Source organism: Bradyrhizobium hereditatis (genome assembly GCF_020329435.1).
GTDB classification, from domain to species: Bacteria; Pseudomonadota; Alphaproteobacteria; order Rhizobiales; family Xanthobacteraceae; genus Bradyrhizobium; species Bradyrhizobium hereditatis.
Genome location: NZ_JAGKJK010000004.1, coordinates 348,611 through 360,626 on the forward strand (window position 1 = coordinate 348,611; position 12,016 = coordinate 360,626).

12 protein-coding genes are annotated in these 12,016 nt (G+C 63.2%); 9 read left to right on the top strand and 3 right to left on the bottom strand.

All coding sequences use genetic code 11. From position 1 onward, the window contains the following. Positions 1 to 2: 2 nt before the first annotated feature. Together J6524_RS11910 and J6524_RS11915 are read left to right on the top strand one after the other, a co-directional pair. Positions 3 to 1,175, top strand: a complete 1,173-nt coding sequence (locus J6524_RS11910; RefSeq protein ID WP_225670662.1) for an acyl-CoA dehydrogenase family protein — start codon at positions 3 to 5, stop codon at positions 1,173 to 1,175. 96 nt (positions 1,176 to 1,271) lie between these two features. Then, on the top strand, positions 1,272 to 1,673 hold the full coding sequence (locus J6524_RS11915; RefSeq protein ID WP_225670664.1) for a hypothetical protein: 402 nt from the start codon (positions 1,272 to 1,274) through the stop codon (positions 1,671 to 1,673). A 117-nt stretch (positions 1,674 to 1,790) separates the two neighbouring features. Here the strand turns inward: J6524_RS11915 and J6524_RS11920 are convergent, their stop codons facing one another. Then, positions 1,791 to 2,528 (bottom strand): RDD family protein, encoded by a 738-nt coding sequence (locus tag J6524_RS11920; RefSeq protein WP_225670666.1) that lies wholly within the window; start codon positions 2,526 to 2,528, stop codon positions 1,791 to 1,793. 92 nt (positions 2,529 to 2,620) lie between these two features. Here J6524_RS11920 and J6524_RS11925 point away from each other — a divergent pair, with 92 nt between their 5' ends. Continuing rightward, on the top strand, positions 2,621 to 3,085 hold the full coding sequence (locus tag J6524_RS11925; protein ID WP_225670668.1) for a DUF1801 domain-containing protein: 465 nt from the start codon (positions 2,621 to 2,623) through the stop codon (positions 3,083 to 3,085). A 143-nt stretch (positions 3,086 to 3,228) separates the two neighbouring features. Here J6524_RS11925 and J6524_RS11930 read toward each other — a convergent pair whose 3' ends face one another. After that, positions 3,229 to 5,436, bottom strand: coding sequence for a sensor domain-containing protein (locus J6524_RS11930; protein ID WP_225670669.1), 2,208 nt, complete (start codon positions 5,434 to 5,436; stop codon positions 3,229 to 3,231). Positions 5,437 to 5,732: 296 nt separating this feature from the next. Then, complete coding sequence (locus J6524_RS11935) at positions 5,733 to 6,923, bottom strand: FAD-dependent monooxygenase (protein WP_225670671.1); 1,191 nt, start codon at positions 6,921 to 6,923, stop codon at positions 5,733 to 5,735. 116 nt (positions 6,924 to 7,039) lie between these two features. On the opposite strand from J6524_RS11935, the gene J6524_RS11940 reads away from it, so the two are divergent. The 6 genes from J6524_RS11940 (at position 7,040) to modC (ending at position 12,007) form a co-directional block, all read left to right on the top strand. Further along, the gene (locus tag J6524_RS11940; protein ID WP_225670673.1) at positions 7,040 to 8,038 is read left to right on the top strand and encodes a Bug family tripartite tricarboxylate transporter substrate binding protein; all 999 of its coding nucleotides are present in this window, start codon (positions 7,040 to 7,042) and stop codon (positions 8,036 to 8,038) included. A gap of 126 nt (positions 8,039 to 8,164) precedes the next feature. Beyond that, positions 8,165 to 9,115 carry a penicillin-insensitive murein endopeptidase gene (mepA, locus tag J6524_RS11945; RefSeq protein ID WP_225670675.1) on the top strand — a complete coding sequence of 317 codons (951 nt, stop codon included), beginning with the start codon at positions 8,165 to 8,167 and terminating at the stop codon, positions 9,113 to 9,115. A gap of 29 nt (positions 9,116 to 9,144) precedes the next feature. Next, positions 9,145 to 9,666, top strand: a complete 522-nt coding sequence (locus J6524_RS11950) for a Spy/CpxP family protein refolding chaperone (RefSeq protein ID WP_225670677.1) — start codon at positions 9,145 to 9,147, stop codon at positions 9,664 to 9,666. 204 nt (positions 9,667 to 9,870) lie between these two features. Continuing rightward, positions 9,871 to 10,650: a molybdate ABC transporter substrate-binding protein gene (modA, locus tag J6524_RS11955; protein WP_225670679.1), complete on the top strand. Its 780-nt coding sequence runs from the start codon at positions 9,871 to 9,873 to the stop codon at positions 10,648 to 10,650. Continuing rightward, the gene (modB, locus tag J6524_RS11960) at positions 10,650 to 11,345 is read left to right on the top strand and encodes a molybdate ABC transporter permease subunit (protein WP_225670681.1); all 696 of its coding nucleotides are present in this window, start codon (positions 10,650 to 10,652) and stop codon (positions 11,343 to 11,345) included. Before modA ends, modB begins: the two co-directional genes overlap by 1 nt. A gap of 2 nt (positions 11,346 to 11,347) precedes the next feature. Further along, entirely contained in the window at positions 11,348 to 12,007 is a 660-nt protein-coding gene (modC, locus tag J6524_RS11965) for a molybdenum ABC transporter ATP-binding protein (protein ID WP_225670683.1), read from the top strand. Positions 12,008 to 12,016: the final 9 nt, after the last annotated feature.

The following is a 12,016-nucleotide window of genomic DNA, read 5'->3' on the forward strand; positions in this document are numbered from 1 at the left end:
GCATGAACAGGCATCCGGGCGTCGATCTCGTGGAGCGCGCCCGCGCGCTCAGCCCCCTGATCATGCGCGAGGCCGACGAAATCGAGCGGACGCGGCGACTGACATCAGCGGTGACATCAGCGCTGATCGAGAATGGGCTTTATCGGGCGCTGCTGCCGAAGCGTTTTGGCGGTGCCGAAGTGCCGCTCGAAACCTTCATGCAGATGCAGGAGGAAGTCGCTAAGGCCGACGCGTCAACCGCATGGTGCCTCGGCCAGTGCAGCGTTTGCGCCATGACGGCAGCCTATCTCGATCCCGACGCCGCCAACGAGATATTCAACGTCGCGCCCGGCATCTTGGCCTGGGGCGCGATCAACCATGAAGTTCAGGCGGTCCCGGGTGGCTATAGAGCCAGCGCGCGCTGGGATTTTGCCTCCGGTGTGCGACAGGCGAGCTGGCTCGGCGCCCATGTCCGCGTCGTCGAGGCCGACGGCACGCCGCGACGCAAGGCGGACGGTTCGCCGGAAATCCGCACCATCCTGTTTCCAGTGACCAGCGCCACGCTTTACGATGTCTGGGACGTGATCGGCCTGCGGGGCACCGGCACAGATTCCTATTCGGTCGACAACCTCTTCATACCAGAGAAATTTGCAGCGCTGCGTGACGAACCCGAGGCCCGGCGCGAGAACGGGCCTTTGTACAAGCTGTCCACCAACATGGTCTTCAGCATGGGCTTTGCGGCAACCTCGCTCGGCGTCGCCCGCGCCACCCTCGATGCGGCCATCGACCTCGCGCGCGCCAAGACTCCGCAAGCGCTGAAAGCGATGCGCGACAATAGTGCCGTACAGGGCCTGATCGGCCGCACCGAGGCCCAACTGTGTGCCACCCGCGCTTATCTCTATTCCGCCGCCGCGGAAGTTTGGCGCGATCTATCGCAGGGTGCAGAGATCACCGAAGCCCATCGCATCGCGCTGCGCCTGGCCGCGACCTGGACCATCCATCAATCGGCCGCCGTGGTGGACGCCGCCTACCACATGGCCGGCGCCACGGCCGTGTTCAACGCGAACAAGTTCGAGCGCCGCTTTCGCGACATGCATGCCATCGCACAGCAGATCCAGGGCCGCGACGCGCACTACGAAGATGCCGGCAAGGCGATCCTGTCAGGCAATCTCGAGGGGCCGCCGACAGCGCGGTGAGATTGCCTCGGGCTCCGCGTGAAAGGCCCGAAACGGAACCCCGTTGCAAGGCGTGCGTTGCTTTTTCGGCAACCGCAACTACGAGGGAGATACGACATGCCTCGCGGTGACAAATCGAGCTACACGAACAAGCAGAGGCGCAAGGCCGAGCACATCGAAGAAGGCTACGAGAAGCGCGGCACCGGCAAGAAGGAAGCCGAGCGGCGCGCCTGGGCGACCGTCAACAAGGAGACCGGCGGCGGCAACTTGAGCGGCTCCGGCCGCGGTGTGAAGGACACCAATGTCGCGGCGAAGAAGGGCGGCCGGATCGGCGGCCCGCGCGGCGGCAAGGCGGCGGCACGCCGGCCGGCGGCGGCGCGATCCCGCTCGGCGAAGAAGGCAGCCGCGACGCGGAAGCGAAAGGCAGCGGCAAGGTCCAGCGCGCGCAAGACGACGCGATCCAGCGCCCGCAAGACGCCGTCACGGTCGGGCGCGCGCAAGACCGCGCGTAGGAAGTAGTCTTTCGTTTCTGTTCCGCGGCTTGCATTCTGCTCCCGGATGCCGGCAACGGCCCTGTGTCAAGACGCGCTGAAATCGCGATGAATAACCGCGCGGCACCGAGCCTGGTCGGATCAGTTAGCGCGCCTTGCGTGCGCCGAACAATCTGCCCTTCCAGCCACGCGCGATGATCAGGGCCGTCAGCAACAGAAGCAGGACGGCCGCCCCAGCGTCGAAAAGCCGCTCGCCGGCCGAACATTGGCTGGCATTGCGCATACAGGCACTGGACATGATGCCGGCTTCGTTGAGGCTCATCAGCACGGCGGTGTACGCGACGAACATCAGCACCAGATACGCGCCGATCGTGGCAACGCGCCGCCACCGGGACGGCAGGCTGGTGTCTGCCGTACCGTTGCGCTCGTTGACATACTGGCCGGGCAACGCCTTCGCCGGATCCCGAATCTGCACAGTCGACTTCGTCAGGAGATCGTGAACCGCTTGGTTGCGGTGTGTCGCCGCCAAAGTAACGAACGAATACAGGCCGAGCACACCCTTGATCACGACACGGGCACAGGCCTTGAGGAAACTGACATTGCCGCCGCTGCGCTCATCGACAACGCGCAGATTGGTGAGATAGTGCCCGAGCGTGCTTCCGGTGAACGACACCAGAACTGGCTCGTACAGCAAGAGCCCCGCTATCACCAGAATTCCAAGCGCGCGGGAGAAATTGTCGTCTCGCACCGTGCTCGCCAGCGCCAGCGCACCGAAGAGGATTGCCATGAGGATCATCCAGTCGAGCACAATTCCGCGAAAGCGGCGCGAAAACCGGGCGTACTTCGGCGTAGGCGTCATCGGCGCTTCAGGATAAGAATTCATTTGAGGTGGCGGCCTTCAGTATACCTTGTCATTTTATGCATTTTGGTGGATTACGCACTAGTCTTTCCACCGAACCACACCGACAGGTTGCGATGGCAAAAGCACGAAAGATCGCTGCCCCGGGCGGGAAGCGTGTAAATCTGCCGGCGTCCGCAGTCGACGCGGTCTTCGGCGCCTATCCCGGTCAGGTCAGGGCGAAGCTGCTGGCGCTGCGCAAGCTGATTTTCGACACGGCAAAAACGACCTCGGGCGTCGGCGCCCTGGAAGAGACGCTGAAGTGGGGCCAGCCGAGCTATCTGACGAGCGAGAGCAAGAGCGGCAGCACGATACGGATCGATCAGGTGAAGGCGGAAGCCGGCCGCTATGCGGTGTATTTTCACTGCCAGACGGATCTCGTCGAGACCTTTCGCGAGCTCTATCCGGAACTGCGCTATGGCGGCAACCGCAGCATCCTGCTCGACGCCGGCGAGAAGTTGCCGGAAAAAGCGCTGCGCCACTGCATCGCGCTGGCGCTGACTTATCATGCAAGGAAGCGGAAGTCTGAGCGGCGTAAATAGCCTCCGCCGTCATTGCGAACCACCCAGTCGGCGCGAAGCGCCGCCGGACGATAGGCTCCGCGAAGCAATCCATCTCTCCACATGCGCGGAGGCATGGATTGCTTCGCTGCGCTCGCAATGACGGCTGCGAAAGTGGCGCAACCTCACGCCACCAGCGCCGCGCCCGCCGGCGTGCTCCAGTTGCCCTGCGTCTTCAACAGGCTCACGATCTCCGCATTCGGCCGCGCGCGGCTGAACAGAAATCCCTGTCCCTCGTGACAGCCCTCGTTGCGCAGGCAGTTGACCTCGGCCTCGGTCTCGACCCCCTCCGCCGTGATGGTGACGCCCAGCCCCTTGCCGAGGCTGATGATCGAACGCACGATCGCCTGTGCGTCGGGATTGGCGGCGAGGTCGCGCACAAAGGATTGGTCGATCTTGATCTTGTCGAATGGGAAACTGCGCAGGTAGCTCAGGCTGGAATAGCCGGTGCCGAAATCGTCCATCGAGATGCGAACGCCGAGCGCGCGCAGCGCATGCAGCGTCGCCAACACCTCGCTGCTCTTCTCCAGCAGCAGCGTCTCCGTGATCTCAAGCTCGAGGCGTTTTGCCGGCAGGCCGGATTGCTTTAGCGTCTCTATCACGAGCGACAGAAGATTGCCGACGCGGAACTGCAGCGGTGACAGATTGACCGCCACGCGGACGTCGTCGGGCCATTGCGCCGCGTCAGTGCAGGCGCGGCGCAGCATCAATCCGCCGATGGCATTGATGAGCCCGGTCTCCTCCGCAACGGGGATGAATTCGGCCGGTGAGATCATGCCGCGCTCGGGATGCGGCCAGCGCACCAGCGCCTCGAAGCCGGTGATACGCCCGCTCGAGAGATCGACCAGCGGCTGGTAATATGGGCGCAGCGCGTCGCTCCGGACGGCCTCGCGCAATTCGGTTTCGATCTTGCGGCGGGTCTGGGCCCGCGCGTCCATTCCGGCCTCGAAGAACGAGAACGTGCCGCGGGAATCGTTTTTCGCCCGCGACAATGCGAGGTCAGCGTTCTTCAGAAGCTTCTCGGATTCGTCGCCGTCGCCCGGCGATATCGCAATGCCGATGCTGGCACCGATCACGACGGAATGCCCGTCGATAAGATAGGAATCGCCGATCGCATCCAAAAGGCGCCGCGCCAGAAACACCGCATCCTCGGGCCGCGTCACCCCGCTTTGGACGATGGCGAATTGGTCGGAATTGAGCCGGGCCAGCGCATCGTCTTCGCGCAGCATCGATTGCAATCGCTTGCCGACGCCGCGCAGTAGCTTGTCGCCAACGCCGTGGCCGAGCGTGTCGTTGATCGCCTTGAAATGGTCGAGACCGAGCACCAGAACCGCCGCCTTCTCCGCGCTGCGGCGCGATCGCAGCAGTATGTCATCCATCTGCTGGCGCAGCAGGTTGCGGTTAGGCAATCCGGTGAGAGCGTCATGCTGGGCCATGAAGGTCAGCCGCGCCTCGGCGCGTTTGCGTTCGGTGGTGTCCATCAGCGCCAGCAGCACCGCCGGTCGATCGCCGTAAACGAGCTGGCGTGAATAGATCGCAAGATCAATCAGCGCGCCGTCGGCCCTGACATGCTTCCATGCGCGCGCCGCGCGCTCTTCGCCGGCATACTCGGCCGCCCATGGCGGCTCGACGTCGAAGGCCTGCAGGTTGCGGATCGTGAGTTTCTCGAATTCGCTGCGGCTGTAACCGTAATGCTCGATCGCGGCGTCATTGACGGCGAGAATCCGCTCGTCGCCCAGCGCGCAGACGATCATCGGAACCGGATTGCTGTCGAACAGCAGGCGGAACGACGCCTCGCGCTGCCTCAGCTCGGTGATATCGATGCGCAGGCCGATGATGCCGCCATCCTCGGTCAGGCGCTCGTCGATCAGGATGACACGGCCATCGGCCAGCGTCTGCTCATGCCGCTCGCCCGGTGCAAACAGCTTCTTGAGTCGCGCGGCGATCCATTCCTCCTCGCGGCCGATCGCTTCCGGGTAATCGCCGCGCGCAACGCCGACGCGGATCGTGTCCTCCAGCCGCACGCCCGGCTTGAACAGATCCGCACTGCGGCTGTACATCTCAGCGTATTTCTTGTTCCAGAGAATGTAGCGGCCGTCGGCATCGAGAAACACCATGCCTTGCGGTAGAATGTCGATCGCCTGCCGCAAGCGCTCGTGCGATTTGCGCGCTTCGGCAAGAGCAGCTTCGAGCGCGGTGGGCTTGCTCGCGATCTCGCCGCTTGCTTGCTGATCGCTGGCCGACAGTTTCGGTGCGGGCTTTGCTGGCCGGCCGGGAAAGCGGACAGGCGCCGCTTGCTTCGGCTTTCTGAATGTTCTTGGCTTCTTCGGCATAGCTCCGCTCTACTCGCACTCTGCGTGCAAAGTTTTCGGATAAGTCTCTGAAAAAATAGTATCTCTTGTCGATGAAACTGGCCCTTCGCGCGACCGAGTGCATCTGCGAGAAATGCAACCACACGCTCTGCGTGTGTCGTTGTTTGAAGGGGCCGGCGCAAATCGCAAATTCACGTGGCAGAATCGCCGCGCCTGTGTAATGGCGGGCGACACGCATCATCACTGTACAAGGAATGCGCGAAACGCCATGCGATGCGTGTGAACACGTATCGATAACAGGCAGGGTTATTGCCCAGTTAAGCCAATCGCAGGGAAGCTGCCGCGGCCTGAGCTTCCGGTACAACATCGTGATCGTAAAGCCGCCTGCGGAATGCTGCATGGGCTGATATCTCGGCATCGCGAACGCCGAGATCGGCGTAGGATGAGTCATAGCGCATGCCATTTTCACGCGCGCCGCGCTGCACCGCCGCCACCCGTTCGCGCCGCAGCCGCTCATAAGCCAATAGCGCGGCCGGTACATTGCCGCGCGATATCAGCGACAGAATTGTTGCCAGCGCCATGCCGTCCTCGATCGACTGGTTGGCGCCCTGGCCGAGATGCGGCAGCATCGGATGCGCGGCATCGCCAAGCAGCGTCAATCGACCGCGCGTCCAGGTCGGCAGCGGCTCGCGGTCGTACAGGGCCCATCGGAACGTCTTGTCGACTTCGCTCAACAACGCGCCGATGCGCGGGTCCCAGCCCTCGAATTCGCGGCGAAGCACGTCGGGATCTCCAGGCGCAGACCAGGATTCCTTCATTTCCGCGTCGGCCGGCACGAAGCCGACATAATTGATCAGCTCGCCCGATCGAACCGGAAAGCTGAGGAAATGTTTTCCCTTGCCCAGCCACATCTGCCAGCGGTCGGTCGGCCAGCGCGGAATGCGCTGATGCGGCAGCACGCCGCGATAGGCGACGGACCCATGAAATACCGGCCGGGACGGCGGCGCCGCAAAGCGCCGGAGCTCCGAATGGATGCCATCCGCAGCGATGACAACGTCGCCCTCGGCGACGACGCCGTTGGCGAATGTGACGCGCGCAACCTCGTCGGCCTGCTCAAAACCTGTGGCGCGATGGCCCGTGCGAACCACGGAGGGCGGCAGTGCATCGGCCAGAATTTCGACGAGGTCTGCGCGATGCATGCCGAACGTCGCGTTCCAGCCCGCCGAATCCGTCACCTGCACCGGCGCGATGGGCGCACCATCGTGGCGGAAATAGTGGGACGCGGTACCCACTCTGGCGCCCCATCTTTCCACCTGATCGCCGAGGCCCACCCGTTGCAATTGCCGCACGCTGTTAGGCGTCAGAAATACCCCTGCCCCGACCTCGCCAAGCGCAGGTGCCTGCTCATAGACCGAAACATTGAAGCCGTGCGCGATCAGCGCGTTTGCGGCAAACAATCCGCCGATTCCGCCTCCGACGATTACAACACTAAGCTGCGGCTGCGTCATCACCCCCACGCGAAAAATGCTTCGGAAGCTTGCTCGTTCAAGTTATCCTTCATCGCTGCAAACACAAGTGCCGGCCGATAGCTCTGGCCGGATGGAGGACAGCGGGAGGAGTTTCAATGAACGGCTCCATGCCAGCTCTACTTGCCGCCGGCCGTAAACTGCTGCTGCCGCTGATTCTAACTTTATCCGCGCATTTTCAAGCGCACGCAGTGGCTGCCGACTATCCGGACCGTACCGTGAAGATCGTCGTGCCCTTCCCGGCAGGAGGAACGGCCGATGCTATCCCGCGGATTGTCGCGGACTGGCTCTCCCGCAAATGGAGGCAACCGGTAGTGATCGAAAACCGCACCGGCGCTGCAGGAAACATCGGCGCCGAACAGGTGTTTCATTCGGCGCCCGACGGCTACACCTTGCTCTCATCGCCTCCGCCGCCGCTCGTCATCAATCACAATCTGTACCCGAGGCTCGGCTTCGATCCGACGAAGTTTGAGCCTGTTATCGTGATGGCCCAGGTACCCAACGCGCTGATCGTCAATCCGAACAGTATCAAGGCATCGAGCGTGCCTGAATTCATCGAGTATCTGAAGGCCAATTCCGCCAAGACCATCGGCGCCACGCAGGGCAACGGCACGACCTCTCATCTGACATCGGAGCTGTTTCAGCTGATGGCGAAGGTGAAGCTGCGGCATGTTCCCTATCGCGGCTCGGCGCCTGCCCTGCAGGGGCTAGTCGCCGGAGACGTCGACGTCATGTTCGACAATCTCGGCGTCTCGTTGGCACTCGTGCAAGCGGGCAAGCTGAAATTGCTCGCCGTGGCCTCGTCCGAGCGGCTCCCGGCGCTGCCGAATGTGCCGACGATCGCCGAAACGCTGCCGGGTTTCGAAGCGGTCGCCTGGTATGGCATCGTGGCGCCGCCCAAGACGCCGAAACACATCGTCGACAAAATCAATGCCGATGTAAACGAGGCGTTACGCCAACCCGAAATACGCGATCAGCTCAAGAAATTATCCGCCGTGATTTTCGGCGGTCCGGTCGACAAGACGTCGGCCTATATGCGCGAGGAAATCGACCGATGGGCTGCGGTGATCAAATCGGCCAACATCGAGCTGCAATAGACCGCCGGATGAGTGGTGATGGTTCGCGTGTTGCGCGGATTCTTGGATGGACTTGGCATTGGCGTGTGCAGCGCTTATTCCCTCCTGCCGATTTCATGCTAGGTTTTGCGCGAACAGAGTGATCCGATGAACCCTCGCCTGATTCTGATTCCGCTCATCGCCCTGATGACCGCCGCCAATGCCGCAAGCGCATGGACGCAGGACAAGGGCACGGTCAACCCTAAGCCGCTGCCGCCGCTCGCCAACCCCAATGATCCCAAGATCGCCGCCAAGGAGTTGTTCGGCCGCAAGGTGCTGCCGGCGGCGATGCCGACACGTGTATTCGGTTTCTATGCCCATGGCTGCATCGCAGGCGCGGAGGGGCTCCCGATCAACGGCGACAATTGGCAGGTGATGCGGCTGTCGCGCAACCGCTATTGGGGTCATCCCGACCTGGTCGCACTGATCAAACGGCTGGCCGCCAGGGCGCACAGGGATGCAGGATGGCCCGGCATCTTGGTCGGCGACATGTCGCAGCCGCGCGGCGGGCCGATGTTCACCGGGCATGCCAGCCATCAGGTCGGGCTCGATGCCGACATCTGGCTGACGCCGATGCCGAACCGGCAACTATCGCGTAACGAGCGCGAGGAGATGTCGGCGGTGATGATGGTGCGCGCCGACCGGCTCGATATCGATCCGCACACCTGGACGCCAACCCATCTCGCGGTGATCCGCGCGGCGGCGCTGGAGCCGAGCGTGCAGCGCATCTTCGTCAATGCCGCGATCAAGAAGGCGCTGTGCCGGGAAGCACGCGGCGATCGACACTGGCTGCACAAGGTGCGGCCGATGTACGGCCACGACTATCATTTCCACATCCGCATCAGATGTCCGCCCGGCGCCAGCGACTGCGAGAGCCAGCCCGAACCGAACGAAGGTGAAGGCTGCAGCGCCGGCGATCTCGCCTACTGGTTCAGCGATGCCGTTCTGCATCCCAAACCGCCGAAAGTGCCGCCCAAGCCGAAGCCGCCGATGACCATGGCGGACCTTCCGCCGGCGTGCAAAGCGGTGCTGAACGCACCTGATGTGAAACACCGATGATGCAACGAACAGCCAGCCGGAGAACACCGATGAAGATTTGGCCCTTGATTATATCCATCGCTTTCGTCACCAGCGTGCACGCACAAACTCCGTATGCCGGGATGCAGTCGCGCTCGATCAAGGCACTTTCCGATCAGCAAATCGCGGACCTGAACGCCGGCCGCGGCATGGGTCTGGCACTTGCCGCCGAGCTGAACGGGTATCCAGGGCCGCTACACGTCCTCGAACTTGCCGACAAGCTCGAACTCTCCGCGGATCAACGCGCCAGCATGCAGCGCCTGTTCGATTCCATGAAGGCCGAGGCGATGCCACTGGGCGCGAAGCTGATCGAGCAGGAGGCCGAACTGGACAGGCAATTTGCGACCCGCACCGTCACGCCGGAAAGCCTGAAGACGTCCACCGCGGCCGTCGCCGTGACGCAGGGAATGCTGCGCGAAACCCATTTGAAATATCACCTATCGACCGGGGGCATCCTGACCCCATCGCAGATGACGAAATATGCGGAATTGCGGGGTTACGGCAGCGGCCACAAGCGTCACCATCATCACTGACGGGACCCGGCTGCATCTTGCAAGACGATGCAGCCGACTTTACCTCCTTCTCCAACCTGATTATTGTCAGGGCTGGCGACATACCCGATCGACCGCAAGTCCTTCGGGGAATACCGGAACGGCGCTTCCGACGGTCGCCCCATCCAACCAACGCCTGTTTTTTGCGCGCGGAATCCGTCGCCCGCAACACGCATGGAGCGCCCGATGAATCGCCTTGCCGGCCTTTTTCTGACCTTTGCCGCATTGTTTGCAGCGGCCCCCGCGACCGCGCAGGACAAGGCCCTGACCGTGTTCGCCGCGGCCTCGATGAAGAATGCGCTCGACGAAATCGATGCCGCCTACACCGCGAAGACCGGCACCAAGATCACCGTCAGCTACGGTCCGAGTTCAGGGCTGGCGCGGCAGATCGAACAGGGCGCGCCGGCCGACGTGTTCATCTCCGCCGATACCGATTGGATGGACTACGCGATCGCCAGGAAGACCATCAGCGAGTCGAGCCGGGTCAACTTGCTCGGCAACACCATCGTTCTGATCGCGCCGAAGGACTCCAAGATTGAGAACGTCAGCATCGGCTCTGGCTTTGATCTTGCGAAACTCGCGGGCGGCGGCCGGATCGCGACCGGTGATGTCAAATCCGTTCCCGTCGGCAAATATGCCAAAGCGGCCCTGGAAAAGCTCGGTGCATGGCAGGCCGCCGAGCCGAAATTCGCGATGGCCGAAAGCGTGCGCGCAGCGCTGACGCTGGTGGCGCGCGGTGAAGCTGCGCTCGGCATCGTTTATTCCACCGACGCCAGGATCGAACCCGGTGTCAAGATCGTCGGCACCTTTCCGGCCGATTCCCATCCCGCCATCATCTATCCGGTTGCGGCGACGATGGCAGCGAAGCCGGAGGCAGCGAACTATCTCGCCTTCCTCCGCTCGACCGCTGCGAAGAACATCCTCGAGAAATACGGCTTCAAGTTTCTCGTCAGCCCGTCGACCTGATGCTCGATATCTCGCCCGCCGAATGGACGGCCATCCTGCTGTCGCTGCGGGTGGCCGTCATTGCAACGCTGGTGGCGACGCCGTTCGGGATCGCGTTGGCATGGCTATTGGCGCGGCGTGAGTTCTGGGGCAAGCCCGTTGTCGATGCGCTGGTGCACCTGCCGCTGGTGCTGCCGCCGGTCGTGACCGGCTATCTCCTGCTATTGACCTTCGGCCGCCGCGGCCTGGTCGGCGCGTGGCTTGCCGACAACCTCGGCATCGTGTTCGCGTTTCGCTGGACCGGCGCTGCGCTCGCCTGCGGCGTGATGTCGTTTCCGCTACTGGTGCGGCCGATCCGGCTTTCGATCGAGGCAATTGACCGCCGGCTCGAGCAAGCCTCCAGCACGCTCGGCGCCGCGCCATGGCAGGTATTTGCGACCGTCACACTACCGCTGGCGCTGCCCGGCGTTCTCGCCGGCATGGTGCTCGGCTTCGCCAAGGCGATCGGCGAGTTCGGCGCCACCATCACCTTCGTCTCCAACATTCCGGGCGAGACTCAGACTATCTCGTCCGCGATCTATTCGTTGATCCAGACGCCAGACGGTGACGCCGCAGCCATGCGGCTGGTTGTCGTTTCCACCGTGATCTCAATGGGCGCGCTGATCGCCTCCGAATGGTTCGCGCGGCGCGCCACCAGACGCCTGCACGGAAACTGACCGTGCTACGGGTCGACGTCACCAAACAGCTCGGCGAGTTCTCGCTCGAAGCCAAATTCGAAAGCCAGGGCCGCGTCACCGGGCTGTTCGGTGCGTCCGGCGCCGGCAAGACCTCGCTGATCAACATGATCGCCGGCCTGCTGCGGCCCGACCGTGGCGTCATTGCGCTCGATGATGAAACGCTCGACGACACCTCGGCAGGCGTGCACGTGCCGCCGCACCGGCGCCGGATCGGCTACGTATTTCAGGATGCGCGATTGTTTCCGCATCTCAACGTGCGGCAAAATCTCGATTACGGCCGGCAGATGAATCGCGTCACGGCGGACCCCGCGCAGTTCAGCCGCATCACTGATTTGCTCGATATCGGCAGCCTGCTCGATCGTCGCCCCGGCCGGCTCTCCGGCGGCGAGCGCCAGCGCGTCGCGCTCGGCCGCGCGCTGTTATCAAAGCCGCGCCTGCTGCTGCTCGATGAACCGTTGGGATCGCTTGACGAGGGCCGCAAGGAGGAAATCCTGCCCTATCTGGTCCGACTGCGCGACGAGGGCATTCCGATGGTCTATGTCAGCCACGACGCCGCCGAGCTACGCCAGCTCGCGACGCAGATCGTGATGCTCAAGCGCGGCCGGGTGACCGCGCTCGGTGGCGTCAAGGTTCTGACGTAAGCATCATCG

Bases quoted from the DNA above. Each gene is read 5' to 3' on its own strand.
- J6524_RS11930 (WP_225670669.1), bottom strand. From the start codon at position 5,436: ATGCCGAAGAAGCCAAGAACATTCAGAAAGCCGAAGCAAGCGGCGCCT.
- J6524_RS11935 (WP_225670671.1), bottom strand. From the start codon at position 6,923: ATGACGCAGCCGCAGCTTAGTGTTGTAATCGTCGGAGGCGGAATCGGC.
- mepA (WP_225670675.1), top strand. From the start codon at position 8,165: ATGAACCCTCGCCTGATTCTGATTCCGCTCATCGCCCTGATGACCGCC.
- modB (WP_225670681.1), top strand. From the start codon at position 10,650: ATGCTCGATATCTCGCCCGCCGAATGGACGGCCATCCTGCTGTCGCTG.
- J6524_RS11940 (WP_225670673.1), top strand. From the start codon at position 7,040: ATGAACGGCTCCATGCCAGCTCTACTTGCCGCCGGCCGTAAACTGCTG.
- modA (WP_225670679.1), top strand. From the start codon at position 9,871: ATGAATCGCCTTGCCGGCCTTTTTCTGACCTTTGCCGCATTGTTTGCA.
- J6524_RS11950 (WP_225670677.1), top strand. From the start codon at position 9,145: ATGAAGATTTGGCCCTTGATTATATCCATCGCTTTCGTCACCAGCGTG.
- J6524_RS11920 (WP_225670666.1), bottom strand. From the start codon at position 2,528: ATGAATTCTTATCCTGAAGCGCCGATGACGCCTACGCCGAAGTACGCC.
- J6524_RS11915 (WP_225670664.1), top strand. From the start codon at position 1,272: ATGCCTCGCGGTGACAAATCGAGCTACACGAACAAGCAGAGGCGCAAG.
- J6524_RS11910 (WP_225670662.1), top strand. From the start codon at position 3: ATGAACAGGCATCCGGGCGTCGATCTCGTGGAGCGCGCCCGCGCGCTC.
- J6524_RS11925 (WP_225670668.1), top strand. From the start codon at position 2,621: ATGGCAAAAGCACGAAAGATCGCTGCCCCGGGCGGGAAGCGTGTAAAT.